At 73.4% G+C, this 14,986-nt stretch carries 14 protein-coding genes; 5 read left to right on the forward strand and 9 right to left on the reverse strand.

The window, feature by feature from the left end:
- Nucleotides 1-320: 320 nt before the first annotated feature.
- From ACH5A8_RS08225 to ACH5A8_RS08235, 3 genes are all read right to left on the reverse strand, one after another.
- Complete coding sequence (locus ACH5A8_RS08225) at nucleotides 321-545, reverse strand: hypothetical protein (RefSeq protein ID WP_398999247.1); 225 nt, start codon at nucleotides 543-545, stop codon at nucleotides 321-323.
- Nucleotides 546-591: 46 nt separating this feature from the next.
- Complete coding sequence (gene cyc2, locus ACH5A8_RS08230) at nucleotides 592-2,781, reverse strand: germacradienol/geosmin synthase Cyc2 (RefSeq protein ID WP_398999249.1); 2,190 nt, start codon at nucleotides 2,779-2,781, stop codon at nucleotides 592-594.
- Between the two features lie 104 nt (nucleotides 2,782-2,885).
- Nucleotides 2,886-3,569 (reverse strand): ScbR family autoregulator-binding transcription factor, encoded by a 684-nt coding sequence (locus ACH5A8_RS08235; RefSeq protein WP_398999251.1) that lies wholly within the window; start codon nucleotides 3,567-3,569, stop codon nucleotides 2,886-2,888.
- A gap of 419 nt (nucleotides 3,570-3,988) precedes the next feature.
- On the opposite strand from ACH5A8_RS08235, the gene ACH5A8_RS08240 reads away from it, so the two are divergent.
- Nucleotides 3,989-4,444 (forward strand): tellurite resistance TerB family protein, encoded by a 456-nt coding sequence (locus ACH5A8_RS08240; RefSeq protein WP_398999253.1) that lies wholly within the window; start codon nucleotides 3,989-3,991, stop codon nucleotides 4,442-4,444.
- Nucleotides 4,445-4,557: 113 nt separating this feature from the next.
- On the opposite strand, the gene ACH5A8_RS08245 is transcribed toward ACH5A8_RS08240, so the two are convergent.
- Nucleotides 4,558-6,018 carry an aromatic amino acid ammonia-lyase gene (locus ACH5A8_RS08245; protein WP_398999802.1) on the reverse strand — a complete coding sequence of 487 codons (1,461 nt, stop codon included), beginning with the start codon at nucleotides 6,016-6,018 and terminating at the stop codon, nucleotides 4,558-4,560.
- A 303-nt stretch (nucleotides 6,019-6,321) separates the two neighbouring features.
- Nucleotides 6,322-7,287, reverse strand: a complete 966-nt coding sequence (locus ACH5A8_RS08250; protein WP_398999255.1) for an ABC transporter substrate-binding protein — start codon at nucleotides 7,285-7,287, stop codon at nucleotides 6,322-6,324.
- Between the two features lie 339 nt (nucleotides 7,288-7,626).
- On the opposite strand from ACH5A8_RS08250, the gene ACH5A8_RS08255 reads away from it, so the two are divergent.
- Genes ACH5A8_RS08255 through ACH5A8_RS08270 form a run of 4 tightly spaced genes read left to right on the forward strand, consistent with a single transcriptional unit; the run spans nucleotide 7,627 to nucleotide 11,849 of the window.
- Complete coding sequence (locus ACH5A8_RS08255; protein ID WP_398999257.1) at nucleotides 7,627-10,332, forward strand: ATP-binding protein; 2,706 nt, start codon at nucleotides 7,627-7,629, stop codon at nucleotides 10,330-10,332.
- A complete protein-coding gene (locus ACH5A8_RS08260) occupies nucleotides 10,329-10,805 on the forward strand; it encodes a roadblock/LC7 domain-containing protein (RefSeq protein WP_398999259.1) in 477 nt (158 codons plus the stop codon). The genes ACH5A8_RS08255 and ACH5A8_RS08260 overlap by 4 nt, the downstream gene beginning before the upstream one ends.
- A gap of 35 nt (nucleotides 10,806-10,840) precedes the next feature.
- Nucleotides 10,841-11,257 carry a DUF742 domain-containing protein gene (locus ACH5A8_RS08265; RefSeq protein WP_398999261.1) on the forward strand — a complete coding sequence of 139 codons (417 nt, stop codon included), beginning with the start codon at nucleotides 10,841-10,843 and terminating at the stop codon, nucleotides 11,255-11,257.
- Nucleotides 11,244-11,849, forward strand: a complete 606-nt coding sequence (locus ACH5A8_RS08270) for a GTP-binding protein (protein ID WP_398999263.1) — start codon at nucleotides 11,244-11,246, stop codon at nucleotides 11,847-11,849. Before ACH5A8_RS08265 ends, ACH5A8_RS08270 begins: the two co-directional genes overlap by 14 nt.
- Before the next feature lie 71 nt (nucleotides 11,850-11,920).
- Here ACH5A8_RS08270 and ACH5A8_RS08275 read toward each other — a convergent pair whose 3' ends face one another.
- The 4 genes from ACH5A8_RS08275 to ACH5A8_RS08290 all read right to left on the reverse strand — a co-directional run bounded on the left by ACH5A8_RS08275 (nucleotide 11,921) and on the right by ACH5A8_RS08290 (nucleotide 14,969).
- Nucleotides 11,921-12,589: an ABC transporter permease gene (locus ACH5A8_RS08275; RefSeq protein WP_398999265.1), complete on the reverse strand. Its 669-nt coding sequence runs from the start codon at nucleotides 12,587-12,589 to the stop codon at nucleotides 11,921-11,923.
- Complete coding sequence (locus ACH5A8_RS08280) at nucleotides 12,586-13,305, reverse strand: ABC transporter permease (protein ID WP_398999267.1); 720 nt, start codon at nucleotides 13,303-13,305, stop codon at nucleotides 12,586-12,588. Before ACH5A8_RS08280 ends, ACH5A8_RS08275 begins: the two co-directional genes overlap by 4 nt.
- Nucleotides 13,302-14,432 carry an ABC transporter ATP-binding protein gene (locus ACH5A8_RS08285; protein ID WP_398999269.1) on the reverse strand — a complete coding sequence of 377 codons (1,131 nt, stop codon included), beginning with the start codon at nucleotides 14,430-14,432 and terminating at the stop codon, nucleotides 13,302-13,304. The genes ACH5A8_RS08280 and ACH5A8_RS08285 overlap by 4 nt, the downstream gene beginning before the upstream one ends.
- A 171-nt stretch (nucleotides 14,433-14,603) precedes the next feature.
- On the reverse strand, nucleotides 14,604-14,969 hold the full coding sequence (locus ACH5A8_RS08290; RefSeq protein WP_398999271.1) for a DUF6479 family protein: 366 nt from the start codon (nucleotides 14,967-14,969) through the stop codon (nucleotides 14,604-14,606).
- Nucleotides 14,970-14,986 lie beyond the last annotated feature (17 nt).

Genomic DNA, 14,986 nt, shown 5'->3' on the forward strand with positions numbered 1-14,986 from the left:
CACGCACGGAGCCGCGCGAGCGGTCGGCCTCCCTCGTTAGCGGCGCGCGCTGATCCTGGCCGGCCGGGCGACCGCGCGACCAGTGGTTTTCACGCACATATTAGTGCGTGGGGCCCTGCCGGCTCGGTGCGCGGGCCTCTGTCGTCCCTTGCGGTGCGTGTCCGCCGGGGCAGCCGTGGCTCGTCGTCCCCGGGCGGCGGGAGCCGGCGGTCGGGCTCCCCCGGCGGCCCGGCCCCCCTGCGGTCCGGCTCCCCCGGCGGTCCGGCCCCGCCCACGCCCCGGCCCGGCGCGCTCCGCACGCCCGTGCCCGCCCGCCGCCGCTACCCGCCCGCCAGCCTCAGTCCGATCAGCGTGGCGCCCACCGTGCCGAGGCCGATCCCCGCCAGGAGCAGGATCAGACCGGCGAGCAGGACGGACGCCACGGCCGCGAGCCGCCGGCCGCGCCGGGGCTGCTCGGGAGACGGCCGGCGGACGGGTCCGCGCCGGGCCGCCCCGCCGGGCTCCTGGCCGGGCATGGGCTTGGGACGCAACACGGTGGGTTCCATCGGTCTCCTCCGGCCGGCGCCCGCGCGGACGCCGGCCGCGCGGGGGTCAGCCGACCGGCAGGACGGGGGCCGGCGGACGGACGGGCAGGGCGGGGGCCGGCGGGCGGTCGGGCAGGAAGACGTGGGCGCGGCCGGCCAGCCACTCGGCCTTGTAGCGGTCGACCTCCCGGTGCCAGTTGAGGATGCCGGACATCCAGTTCTGGAGGTCGGCGACATACCCCTCCATGGCCGTACGGGCCTCCTTCGACAGCTCGAAGTCGTCGTACACGACGGGCAGTTCATGGGCGACCACGTGCTCGAACTGGCGCATGCGCTGGGTCATCAGGTCGTGGACGACGGCGAGCGCGGCCGGGTAGTCGATGCCGAAGAAGTGCTGCACGACGAGGAGCGCGTTGTGGATCTCGCCCTCGTACTCGATCTCCTTCTGGTAGGAGAAGACGTCGTTGAGCAGGCAGGCGTAGTCGACGGCCGCGTTCTCCAGGGAGCGGACCGGGCCGGAGCGGTAGACCTCGGGCGGGATCGCCGGGCCGTACCCCATCCGGCACAGGCTCAGGGTGAGGTCCGAGCCAAAGGTGGCGCGGCGCATCTCCAGGTAGTCGACGGGGTCGGGGACCCGGTTCTGCAGCTGGTTGGACAGCTCCCACACCCAGCTCTCGGTCATGGAGTCGATCGCGTGCTTGAGGGTGCGCCGCTGGTCGGGGGTCATCTCGCCGGTGGTGCGCGCCCACAGGTCGCTCAGCGCGCGCTCCATCGCGTCCCGGGGAACGATCGCCTCCTCCCCGTCGACGGGCATGCAGGCGGACAGGCGGGCCGTGGTCACCTTCGCGGCGGCCAGGTCGCGGCGGTGGCCGTAGACCAGCGGGTAGTAGTCGTCGCCGTAGGTGCCGAAGGCGAGCCACTGGGCGCTCAGGTCGAGCGCCTCCGCAGTGGCGTCCGGGTCGATGCCCGCGGAGCACAGCGCCAGGTCGTAGGCCGCGAGCTTGTCCTCGTCCCACACGCCCTCCTCCAGGATGCCCGTTCGGTGGCACCAGTCGAGGAGCGTGCGCCGGGCGCGGTCCAGGTGCGGGCTGAGCCCCAGCGGGTAGGGCATGCGGAAGTCGGGGAGGAGCGAGGGACCGACCTTCTGGTACGGCACGTGGGTGTAGGCGCGCAGGCGTTCGGCGCCCGCCGCCGCGAGCAGCGCACCCACGTCGGCCGCGGAGACGCCGGGCCCGGCCGGTCGCCGCCAGGGGCTGTCCGGGCGGGCCCCCTTGTTCATGTACCGGCTGGAGCGCAGGTGCCATTCGTGGCCGCCGGACTGCCAGTCCTGCAGTCCCTTGGTGTACGCGGCGACCGCCGCCACCTGGTCCGGGGTGAGGCCGTGCTCCACGGCGAGTGCGGGTACCTCGGTGAGCGCGGTGTGCTCGAACTGGTGCAGCCGCGAGGTGAGGACGTCGTTGACGCTGTCGGCGGCCTCCTGGGTGGTGCAGCCGAAGAAGGTCTCCAGGACGAGCACGCCGTTGCTCAGCTCCCCCTCGTCCTCCACCTCGCGCTGGTAGGAGAACAGGTCGTTGCGCAGGTGCACGGCGTCGGAGAACGTCTCCATCAGCACCCTGAGCGGCCTCGACCCGGCGACGGAGGCGGGCACCTCGGCGGTCGCGTACTCCACGAGTCCCGCCGACCAGGGCGCGCCGCCGACCTTGCGGCGCATCTCGATGTACTCGACGGGGTTGGCGATCCGCCCCTCGTTGATGTTGGACAGCTCCCACATCGACTCGTTCAGCAGGTGCTCGGTGGCCACCGCGAACCGCCGTCGCCAGTCCTCGGTCATCGAGGGGACGGTGCGCGCCCACAGGTCGGCGAGTCCCGCCTCGACCGGGTTGCGCGGCTCGGGGACGGGGGCGGCGAGGTCGAGCGGCATGAACAGGGGCAGCCGGTCCAGGTAGGCCTTGCCGCCGGCGCGGTCCTGGCCGCGCTTGAAGGTCTCCAGGAAGTGGTCGTCGAAGAAGAAGACCCACACGTACCAGTCGGTGATGAGGGAGAGCGCGGGCCCGTCGCAGTCGGGGTGGGTGTAGGCGCACAGCAGTCCGTAGTCGTGCGCGTCGAGGTCGGCCTGCTCCCAGATGCCGGAGCCCTCCAGCATGCCCATCTCGCGCGCCCACCGGGTGGAGTGGGCGCGGGCCTCGTCGAGGTGCGGGTTGAGCCGTGCGGGATACGGCATGTAGAAGTGCGGGAGTCGGAAGGGCTGCTGCGTCATGGCCCGGCCCTACCCGGGACGCTCCGGCGCCATCCGTCCGCCCCCGCGCGATCACACCATCGCGTGAACCGGGGCCGAAACGGCCTGTCGGCGGCCGCGGCCGGTCAACGCGGCGGCCCGGCCGCCCTGCCCACGGACGCCGGCACCACGCGGACCTCGCGCGCCAGTTGGGTGGCCAGGGACAGATAGCGGGGCCGGCGGGGCACCGGCACCAGTCCGCGGATCACGAGGTGCCACATCTCGGTCGTCCGGCGCGGCAGCCGTGCCACCGGTTCCAGGGCCGGTCCGGTGAGCCGGGCGCCGACGAGGAGGCAGACGAGGGAGTGCGCGGCCGCGTGCACGTCGACGTCCGGGTGGACGTCTGCCTCCCGGACCGCGCCGACGAGCTTGCGCGTGGCGATCTCCAGCCACTCGGTGAAGGGGTGCCGCAGCGGCGGCCGCACCCCCACTCCCCCGGTGACGAGCCGGAGTTCGGCGCGGGCGACGGGGTCCTCCACGCAGAGCCGGGTGAAGGCGAAGGTGATGCGCATCAGGGCTTCCAGCGACGGGCAGCCCCGCCCGTCGACGTCGCTCACCGCTTTGCGGGCGGCCCGCGACTGGAGCTCCATGATGGCGTGGGCCAGGTCTTCCTTGGCCGCGAAGTGGAAGTAGAGGGCGCCTTTGGTCACGCGGGCGTGCTCGGCGATGTCGCCGAGGCTGGTCCGTTCGTAGCCGCGCCGGTCGAACAGGTCGGCCGCCGCCGTGATGATGGTCGTGCGCGTCTGCTCGGCGCGTAACTGCCTCGGCATGGAGAGAGCACTCCAGGGTGGTGACGCACGGGCGTGCCGTTCGTTTGCTGCATACACACGATAACCCACCCCCCTCGGTGCCCGACAAGGGTGCCGCCACGGGCAGTTGAACCCGCAATGACCTCGGTCGCCCTCGTCCGCTCGGGCCCCGCCGGACCGGCGCGGGCGGGCCGTGCGCACGGTCGTCGTGTTTGCACTGCGAACGTTCGGGTGTGCTCCGGGCGGCACCTCGCCGCCGATGCCGCCCGCCTCCGTGACATCACCGGGCGGCTTCTTCCCCGGCCCGCTTACCGGAGCGGTCCCGGGAACCTTTCCGGGACGCCGTCAGTTTCTACGTCGTTGTAGAAACAGAAATGGCTTCAGGCACCACCCCCGTACGGCGCCTTTCGTGCGGGGCTGACACGACACTTGGAGAGCACATGGCCCTGTGGGACCGCATCAAGGACTCCGCGACGCAGATGCAGACCCAGCTGGTGGCGAAGAAGAACGACCTCAAGAGCGGCGCGTTCCGCGACGCGAGCATGGCGATGTGCGCGCTCGTGGCCGCCGCCGACGGCACCGTCGACCCCTCGGAGCGGCAGCGCGTCGCCCAGCTGATCGCCACCAACGAGGTCCTGCAGAACTTCCCCGCGGACGACCTGCGCCGCCGTTTCGAGGAGAACCTGAACAAGCTGACCGCCGACTTCGCGTTCGGCAAGGTGAGCGTGCTCCAGGAGATCGCCAAGGCCAAGAAGAAGCCGGCCGAGGCGCGTGCCGTCATCCAGATCGGCATCGTCATCGGCGGCGCGGACGGCGACTTCGACAAGAGCGAGCAGGCCGTGGTCCGCGAGGCCTGCTTCACGCTGGACCTGCCCCCGCACGAGTTCGACCTCTGACGCGGCGCCCGCCCGCCGGGTGAACCCGCGCCGGGCCGGCCGCGTCCGGCGGCCGGCCCGGCCGAGTGCGGCGCGCGGCGCGCGGGGGAGGGAGACCGGGCGGGCCGGTGGCGTCAGAGCCCGGCCAGGGCCGGCAGCAGTTCCACCGCGGCCGTCACGTCCGCCGTCAGCGGGCGGTCCTCGGCGCCGGTCGGCAGGGCCGCGTCCGCGACGGTGAACGCCGCGACGGCCGGCGGATCCGGAAGCATGCGCAACGCCCGCACGGCGACGACGAGTTCGCAGGCCAGTACGGTGGCGTAGGCGTCCACCGCGCGCAGGGTCTGCCGGGCCGCCTGGGAGGCGAAGCTCGCGGCCTCCTCCAGGCCGTGGGACAGCACCGCATGACCGGCCGACGCGGGTACGGCACAGCCGCGCAGTTCGGCGAGGGCCGAGTGGGCGGTGTACTCCAGGATCATCGTGCCCGAGCTGCCCGCCGGTCCGGCGGCCAGGAAGGCCGGCAGAGCGGTGAGGTCGGGGCGGCCCAGTGCGGCGAGCCGGGCCGCGGACAGCTGGGCGGTCTGCAGCACGGCGAGGTTCAGGCCGTCCAGGGCGAGGCCGACCGGCGCCGCGTAGAAGCCGCCGTGGTGGTGGGCCGCCGTGCCGTCGGGGGCGATCAGCGGGTTCTCCGAGGGGCAGTTGACCTCGACCTCGACGATGCGGCGCAGCGCGTCGGCGGCGTCGAGGGCGGGTCCGTGCGCCTGAGGGAAGGCCCGGAAGCCGAAGGGGTCCTGGATCCGGCGGCCGGCCGTGCCGGGCGGCCCGTCGGGCGCGCCGAGCAGCCGCCGCACCTCGGCCGCCGCGCGGGCGGCTCCCGGATAGGGCCGCACGGCGTGCACCTCGGCGGCGTACGCCTCAAGGGATCCGGAGACGGCCGCGAGCGACAGGGCCGCCACGGCGTGGGTGGCCCGCAGCAGCACGTCGAGGTCGTGGCAGCCGAGTGCGGCCTGGGCGAGGGTGAGCGCGTTGCTGCTGAGCAGGGCGAGCGCGTCACCGGGCCGCAGAGCGACCGGCGCGGGCAGCCGCGCCGAGGCGTCGGCGGCGTCCGGGCCCCGGTGCCAGGGGCGTTCCCCGATCAGCGTCAGGCCCGTCTGGGCCAGGGCCGTCAGATCGCCGGTGCCGAGGCCGCCGTACTCGTTGACGGCCGGGTGGACGTCGAGGCGGAGGGCCTCGGCGAGGGCGGTGACGAAGGCGGGCTGGATGCCGGAGCCGCCGGCCAGCAGCTGGTTGGCGCGGACCGCCAGCATCGCCCGCACCTGCCGGACCGGAAGTTCGGCGCCCGCGCCGCCCGCGTGGCTGCGCAGCAGCCGCAGCCCGTGCCCGGTCTCCTCCCGGGCGTCGACCGGCACCGAGCGGTGGGCGCCCACCCCCGTGCCCCTGCCGTACAGGCGGCCCGCCCCGGCGAGCCGGCCGGCCGCCCGCCAGGAGCGGTGCGCCCGTTCGAACGCCTCCGGCGCCACCACGGGCTCGGCCGTGGCGTCGGCGAGCCGGATCAGCCCGGCCAGGCCGAGTCCCCGGCCGTCCAGGACGACCCGGATCCGCCCGTGCTCCGGCGCGCCGCCGCTCTCCCCGCCGTCCGGGGCCGGGCGGGCGTGCTCCCGGTCCGGGGCGACTCGCACGTCCCCGTGGTCCGTCACGGCCCCGGCGTCCCGGCGGCCCGGCGAGACGGGGCCGTCGGGCAGGAGCGGGACGCCCGGCGGGACCGGATCGGCCGGCGAGGCCGGATCGGCGGGGACGAGCGAGGCGGCAGGCGCGAGCGGGACGGCCGGAGGGACCTCGGGCGGCCGTCCCGTGCCGTCGGCGGTCGTGTCCACGTGCCTGTCCGCGCGGTCCCTGGAGCGTCAGACCAGGCCGGCGGACTTCAGCCAGGCCCTGGCCACGTCCAGCGGGTCCTTGTTCTGCGACTGCACCTGGGTGTCCAGCTCCAGCAGGGTGGCCGTGTCCAGCTTGGCGGAGACCGCGTTGAGCGCCTCCACGCCCTTCTGGTCGAGCCCGCTCTTGTAGACGAGCGGCTGGACGTTCTCGAACCCGAAGAGGTTCTTCGGGTCCTTCAGGACGATGAACTTCTCCTTGCTGATGGTCGTGTCCGTGGTGAAGAGGTCGGCGGCCTGCACGGTGTTCTTCTTCAGCGCCGCCTGCGTCAGCGGGCCGCCGGCGTCCAGCGCCTTGAAGGACTTGAACTGCAGCCCGTAGACCGACTTCAGGCCTTCCAGGCCCTGCTGCCGGGTCTGGAACTCCGGCGAGCCGCCGATGACCAGGTCCTTGGCGACGTCCTTGAGGTCGGCGATGGAGGAGTCCGCGGTCAGGTGGTACTTCTTCGCCGTCTCGGCGTTGACCGTGACCGAGTCCTTGTCCTGCGCGGGCGCCGGCTCCAGCAGCGTGAGCGCCGGGTCGAGCTTGGCGTTGATCGCGGCGGTGGTGGCGGCGACCGTCTTGGGGGCGGCGTTCTTGTCGAGGTAGGCCAGCAGCGCGCCGTTGTACTCGGGCAGCACGGTGATCGAGCCGTTCTTCAGCAGCCCGTAAGTGGTCTCGCGGCTGCCGATGTTGGGCTTGTAGGTGACCTTGACGCCCTTGGCCTTCAGGGCCTCGCCGTAGATGTCGGCGAGCAGGATGCTCTCGGCGAAGTTGTTGGAGCCGACGACGACGCCGTCACCGCTCGCCTTGCCGCCCGAGAGCGGGTCGCTGCCGGACTTGCCGTCGGAGGACGACGAACACCCGGCGACGAGTGCCGCGGTGGCGGCGAGCGCGACGGCGATCGCGCCGGAGTTCCTCGTGCTGGACCTGGTGCTCTTCGCGTAAGAAGTCACAATTCCCGTTCCGGGCTCAGAAGTTGCTGGGATCAGGGCTATGGCAGGGCGCGCGGCATGCGGGACGCCGCACCTTACTGATCCAATCCAGCCGGTTCTCGGTCAGTCAAGAGCCCTCGGGTCACCGATTGGCTTCGATCCGTGGGGACTTGTGCAGCACAAGCGATTGCTTCGTAACCCATTCTTGACATGGGGCGAGCCGGGGGCCGCTCGCCGAAGACGGTAGATTTCACGGGAGTTGGCGTCGGGCACAGCGGTATACGGGGGCCGCTCGGGTGTCGTCACGCCTCGTCGTCGTCCCGATCGTCCCGGGTGGAGACACCCTTCGAAGGAGGCCCGGTGTCCACGAATCAGGTGGACGCGTCCGACCGGCCGGCTCCGCCGCCCCCGCCCGGCAGGGGCGGCATCCGGGCGTTCGCCGACCGGTGGCCCTTCCGGCGCAAGCTCAACGTCCTGGTCGGCGTGCCGCTGGCGGTGGTGGCCCTGCTGCTCTCCTACCTGATCGCCGACCAGGCCGGACAGGCCCGGGACGCGGCCGCCGCCGCCCAACTGGTGCGCGACAGCTCGCAGGTGGCGATCCTGGTGGACCGGGTGGAGGCCGAACACCAGCAGGCCGTCCTGCTCTCCGTGCGGTACGAGGCCGCGGGCTTCGGCGACCGGCCCTCGACCGCCGCCTACCGCAAGGCGCAGGCCGCCGTGGACGGCCAGGTCGCCGTCGTACGGCGCACGTTCGGCGACCGGCTGCCGGAGACCGAGGCACAGGCGCTGCGGGAGATCGAGGGCCTGAGCAGTCTGCGCGACACCATCGAGCAGAGCCATCTGCCCGCCGACAACATCGACCCGGCCTACACGGGCGCCGCCAAGAACCTGATCGACGGCCTCGGCCTCGACCGCAACGCCGCCCTCGCGGCGACCTTCACCGGCAACCTCCTGGACTCGCTGCTGCGCGCCGACGCCGCCCACAGCTCCTTCGAGACCAGCGTCTTCTCGGCGACGACCGGCGACACCAACGCGCTCATCGAGTTCACCGCCGCGGTCGGCTCCTACCAGCTGTACACCTACCAGGCCGACCGCTTCGCCCGGTTCGCCGGCGAGGCGCAGGCCGACCGGCTCGCGGAGATGGAGCACTCCCCCGCGCAGCGCGAGATCGCCGAGGCGTACGCCGAGCTCCAGATCGACCCCAGCGGGCTGCAGGCGAACGGCGCGCAGGAGATCCGGCGCACCTTCCAAGACGCGCTGGCCGACTACCCCGCCTACCCCGAGCAGGCCGCCGCCCGGCTCCGGATCGCCTCCTCGCTCATCGACGACATCGCCGACTCGGCCGACGCCGCCTCCTCCGACGCCTGGTGGCGGGCCGCCGCGCTGCTGGCCTCGGCCCTGCTCGGCTTCCTGCTGTGGCTCGCCTTCTCGGTGGCCGTACGCCGCTCGGTCGTCCGGCCCGTACAGGCGCTCACCGGAGCGGCGCAGGAGGTCTCCGCCGCCACCGGCCGGGAACTGGCCCGGGTGGCCGACGACGACGCCGACGACAGCGGCCCGCCGCGGCTGCGGGACGTGCCGGTCACCGCGCGCGACGAGATCGGCGACCTCGCCGAGGCGTTCAACCAGGTGCAGACCAGGGCCGCCGCGCTCCTGGAACGGCAGGTGCTCAGCCGCCGCAACATCGGGGAGATGTTCGGCAACATCGGCCGCCGCGTCAGCAACCTGACCACCCGCCAGCTCGCTCTGATCGACTCGGTGGAGCGCGGCGAGACCGACCCCGTCCTGCTCGAACGCCTCTACTCCATCGACCACATCGCCGTCCGCCTGCGCCGCAACGCCGACAGCCTGATGCTGCTGGCCGGCATCCGCGAGACGGTCATGGACTCCGGCCCCACCGCGCTCACCAACGTGGTGCGCGCGGCGCTCGGCCAGATCGAGGGCTACCGGCGGGTGCGGCTGCACGCCGAGACGGAGGTCATGGTCCAGCCGGACATCATCGGCGACCTCACGCTGATGGTGGCCGAACTCCTGGAGAACGCGGTGTCGTTCTCCCCCGGGGGGAGCACCGTCGAGGTCGGCGTGCGCTCCGGCGCCGAGGGCGCGTCGATCGCGGTCGCCGACCACGGTCTGGGCATGAGCGCCGAGCGGCTGGCCGAGGAGAACGCCCGCCTGATCCGCCGCGAACGCCTCGACGTGGTGCCGACGAAGGTGCTGGGCCTGTTCGTGGTCGGCGCCCTCGCCCGCCGCTGGGAGGTGTCCGTCACCCTGTCCCGCACGCCGGGCGGCGGGGTGACGGCGGAAGTGCTGATCCCCTCCGCCCTGCTGCTGACCATGAGCGCGGTGGACGCCGGCGACACGGCCGGACGGCCGGACACCGACGGGCTGAACACCGCCGGCCGGCCCGCGCCCGGCTCCCCGGACGCCACCGCCACGAGCACCGCTCTGAGCCCCCTCGCACCGGACCCGGCCGCGCTGGACCTCTCCGCCCCCCAGCCGCCCACGCCGACCGCATCGGCCCCGCCCGCCGCAGCCCCTGCCGCGCCGCGAGCCGCCGAGGCGGCGGAGCACGCCCGGGCCGGCGACGGTGACGAGCAGCCCGGTCCGCTCCCCCGTCGCGTCCCGCGGCGCGAGACCGCGCCGGAGCACGACGGCGCGGCCGAACGGCTCCCGCTCATCCCCCGCGCCCGCACGGAGTCCACCCCCGGCGGTACGACGACGGGCACCGCGCCCGGCGTCACCCCCGACACCGGGGCGCCCAGCCCCGCCGCACCCGAGGGCGCATCCTCCCGCCCCCTGCGCCGCCGCGTACGCGGCGCCACCCTGCGGACGGCCGCCGACGGCACCGCCCACCAGCCGCCGCGCGAGCCCGTACGGCAGGCCGACGCCGACGCCGTACGGTCCGCGCTCGAGGAGTTCGAGGCCGCCGTGGAACGCGCGCACCGCGACACCGGCACGCACCCGCGGCCCGAGCCCGACCCCGCCCCCGACGACACCCCGGGCGGCGCCCCGACCAGCATCCCCCGCACGCATCACCAGAAGGACCTCCCGGAAGGAGCCGAGCAGTGAGCACGTCGACAGGTGGCACGCCGACAGGAGGCGCCACGCCGACCGACCTGCAGGCCGCCGCAGCAGACTTCACCTGGCTGCTCAACCGCTTCGCGACCGAGACCGCGGGCGTCGTCGACGCCATCGCCGTCTCCTCCGACGGGCTGTTGATCGCCGTGTCGCAGCTGCGCGAGCACGCGGACTCCGAGCGGCTGGCGGCCATCGTCTCCGGCATCACCAGCCTGGCGGCCGGCGCGTCCGGCAACTACCGGCTCGGCGGGCTCAACAAGGTCATCATCGACCTGGAGGGCGGCCACGTCCTGGTCTCCGCGATCGGCAGCGGCGCGGTGCTCGGCGTGGTCACCGACAAGGAGGCGAAACTCGGCAACATCGCCTACGAGATGACCCTGTTCGCCAACCGGGCCGGCGCGGCGCTCAGCCCGCAGCTGGTGCTCGAACTGAAGAACAGCGTCGGCGCCGCGGCGACGCGCTGACCGGCCGCAGCCGGTCGAGGAAGGAAGAAGGACCCATGGCGGACGGCCCCGTGCCCCCGGGCCCCGACCCGGTGGGCCCCGCCCCCGCCGTGCGGCCGTTCCTGGTCACCGCCGGCCGGGTGGCGCCCACCGCGGCCGGCCGGCCGGTGCCCGTGGAGACCCAGGTGGTGGCCACCGCCGCCGGTCTCACGGCGCTGGACGGCCTCGCCTTCGAACAGCACGACATCGTCTCCGCCTGCCGCCGGCCGCAGTCCGTCGCGGAACTCGCGGCCCGGCTGCGGCTGCACCTGAACGTGGTGCGGGTCCTCGCCGAGGACCTGCGCGCCGCCGGGCATCTGACGGTGCACGTGCCCGACTCCGGCGCCACCCACGACGCCGCCGTCCTGCGCAGGGTTATCGATGGCCTGCGGGCCATCCCCGACTCCCGGGGAGTACTCCGTGACACCGACTGAACAACTCGTCCGCGGCATGCCGACGGCCGGGCAGCCCGCCGTACGTCCGCCGCTGCCGGTCAAGATGGTGATCGCGGGCGGTTTCGGGGTGGGCAAGACCACCGCCGTCGGCTCCATCTCCGAGATCGAGCCGCTCACCACCGAGGCGGCCATCACCGAGGTCGCGGCGGGTGTCGACGACCTCACCCACACCCCGCGCAAGACCACGACCACGGTGGCGATGGACTTCGGCTGCATCACCATCGACCCGACGCTGAAGCTGTACCTGTTCGGCACGCCCGGGCAGGAGCGCTTCGGCTTCATGTGGGACGACCTCGTCGAGGGCGCGGTCGGCGGACTCGTCATCGTCGACACCCGGCGGCTGGACGACTGCTACGCCGCCGTCGACTACTTCGAGCACCGGCGCATCCCGTTCGCGGTGGCCCTCAACGCCTTCGACGGCCGCCTGGAGCACTCCCTGGAGGAGGTCCGCTGGGCGCTGGACGTGTCCGAACACGTCCCGCTGGTCGTCTTCGACGCCCGCGAGCGCGGCTCCGTACGGGACGCGCTGCTGGTGGTGCTGGAACTGGCGCTGACCGCGAACGGCGGCTGACCGCCGAGGCGGCCGGCCGCGGCCGCGCGGGCGGGGGCACGGCCTCCGCCCGCGCGGCCGCGGCCCTCGCCTCACGCGCCGCGCCGCACGCCCCGGGACACCGTGAACCGGGCCGCCGCCCAGAACAGGGCGAGTGTGGCCAGCGCCAGCGCGGCGACCAGGGAGGCGCCGCCCACGACCTTCTCGTAGTTGCGCTGGTAGAGCCCGTCGATGATGTAGCGGCCCAGGCCGCCGATGCCGACGTAGGCGGCGATGGTCGCCGTGGAGACGATCTGGATGGCGCCCGAGCGCAGGCCGCTGAGGATCAGCGGGAGCGCGACGGGCAGCTCCACCTGGAACAGGATCCGCGACTCCTGCATGCCCATGCCCCGCGCGGCGTCCACCGGCGAGGGATCGACGGAGCGCATCGACTCGTACGTCGTCACCAGGATCGGCGGGACGGCGAGGACGACCAGCGGGACCATGACGGGCAGCAGACCGAAGCCGACCATGATGGTCATCAGCACCAGCAGGCCGAAGCTGGGCAGGGCCCGCCCGGCGGTGGCCAGGAAGGCGAGGGTGTTGCCGCCGCGCCCGTAGTGCCCGGTGACCAGGCCGACGGGCAGCCCGATGGCGGCGGCGACGGCGAGCGCGATCAGGCAGTAGCGGATGTGCTCGGCCAGCCGGGTGGGGATGCCGTCGTAGCCGTGCCAGTGGGCGCTGTCGCTGAAGAAGGCGTTGACGAAGTGCAGCACGTTCACCGGGCGGCCTCCTCGGCTGTGGAAGAGGCCGGCTCGGGCCGGGCCTCGGCGGCGGCCCGGGGCCCGCGTCGGCGGCCGCCGCGCGGCATCCAGGGGGTCAGCAGCAGTCGCAGCAGGACCAGGGCCGCGTCGACGAGGATGGCCAGAACCGCCGTGGTGACCACGGAGTTCACCGCGAGTTCGGGCCGGTGGTAGATGTTGGCGTCGTTCAGCAGGTTGCCCAGCGCGCCCTGGTTGCCGATCAGCATGCCGACGCTCACCAGGGAGATGCTGGAGACGGCGGCCACGCGCAGACCGGCGAAGATGGCGGGCAGGGCGATCGGCAACTGCACCTGGAAATAGCGGCGTACGGGTCCCAGGCCCATGGCGGTGGCCGCGGCGAGCGTCTCCTGCGGCACCGAGCGGACGCCGTCGACGATGGCCGGGACCAGCACCACCAGGCTGTAGACGGCGAGCGGGATCATCACGGTCAGCTCGGTCTGGCCGGTGTAGTCGATGAGGACCACGAAGAAGGCCAGCGACGGAATCGCGTACAGGACCGTCGTCAGGCCGAGCACCGGCGCGTACAACCAGCGGAAGCGCACGCACAGTTGGGCGATCGGCAGCGAGACGACGAGACCCGCGAGGACCGGCAGCAGCGCCTCGCGCAGGTGGAGCCCGATCAGACCGAGCCAGTCGTGCTGGAGGTCGCTGGGGAGGTCGAAGAAGCGGTTCACCGGACGGCCTTCACCTCGGCGCGCCCCTCGGCGTGGGCGCCCCGGATCGCCTCGCCGATGGTCTGCTGCGAGACGACGCCGACCGCCCGGCCGTCGCCGTCCACGGCGACCGCCCAGCCGGTCGGGGAGAGCACGGCGCAGTCGAGCGCGGCGCGCAGGGAGTCGCCGCCGTGCTCGAACGGCCGCCCGCAGGACAGGAGCCGCGCCGGATCGAGCTGCCCCGCGGTGACGTCCTCGGGTGCGCTCCAGCCCAGCGGCCTGCCGTCGAGGTCGGTGACGAGGAGGTAGGGGACGTCGGCCGCGGCCCGGGCGGCGATCTGCTCGGCGGTGGAGTCGACGGCGACGATGGGCTCCGTCCTCAACTCCAGCCCTCCGCTGGCGAAGAACGACAGCCGGCGGATGCCGCGGTCGGCGCCGAGGAAGTCCTCCACGAAGGCGTCGGCGGGCGCGGTCAGCAGCTCGGCGGGCGGCGCGTACTGGGCGAGCCGGCCGCCGGTGCGCAGCACCGCCACCATGGTGCCGAGCTTGACGGCCTCGTCGATGTCGTGGGTGACGAAGACGATGGTCTTGCCCAGTTCGGCCTGGATGCGCAGGAGTTCGTCCTGCAGTCCCTTGCGCACCACCGGGTCGACGGCCGAGAACGGCTCGTCCATCAGCAGCACCGGCGGGTCGGCGGCGAGGGCCCGCGCCACGCCGACGCGCTGCTGCTGGCCGCCGGAGAGCTGGTAGGGGTAGCGCTTGGCGAGCGCCGTGTCGAGCCCGACGCGCTCCATCAACTCCGCGGCCCGGGCACGGGACTTCTGCCTGCTCCAGCCGAGCAGCCGGGGCACGGTCGCGATGTTGTCGACGATGGTGCGGTGCTGGAAGAGCCCGGCGTTCTGGATGACGTAACCCATCGACCGGCGCAGGGAGTTGACGGGCTGTTTCCTGATGTCGGCGCCGTCGAGAAGGATGGCGCCCTCGGTCGGCTCCACCATCCGGTTGATCATGCGCAGGGTGGTGGTCTTGCCGCAGCCGGACGGTCCGACGAGGACGGTGATCGAGCGGTCCGGTATCTCGAGCGAGAGCCGGTCGACCGCCACCGTGCCGTCCGGGTACCGCTTGGTGACTGTATCTATGCGTATCAAGACGCCGAATACCCTTCGGGTGTCTGGCAGTAGCTGCCCGCTCTCGGCCACGGTCACGCGGGCCGTTGCGCCAAGAGTCTAGACGCCCGGGTCGCGGCGGGCCGCGAGCACCCGTACGGGGCGGTCCCGTTGCGGGACCGCCCCGTGTGCGTGCGAAGGCCTGGTGGGGTGTCAGTGGGCGCCGGGCCCTCCGCTGCCGAAGGATCCGCTGCCGCCCGGGGCCCAGCGGTGCCGGTGCTGGTCGTCGCTGCGGCGGGTGCCGGCGGCGTGCAGTTCGTGCGGGAGGATCCTCTTCCCGTCCTCGCACTCCACCTCGTCCGGCTCGCGCATCTCGCTGATCTCCTCGACGGCGCCGGTGACCGGCAGGCGCGGCTGCTCGGCGGCATCGGGCCGGTCCGGCTCCCGGCGCATCACGCCGATGCCCATCCCGACGGCCCACAGCAACGCGCACACGATGACGAGGCCGCCGACGAAGGCGCCGAGGACGGCCCACACGTGCGGTCCCGCGGCCAGGACGACATAGGAGGCTGTGACCATGTTTTCCACCCGCCTCT

It is taken from the genome of Streptomyces sp. NPDC018610, from assembly GCF_044391765.1.
In the GTDB taxonomy this organism is placed as follows: Bacteria; Actinomycetota; Actinomycetes; order Streptomycetales; family Streptomycetaceae; genus Streptomyces.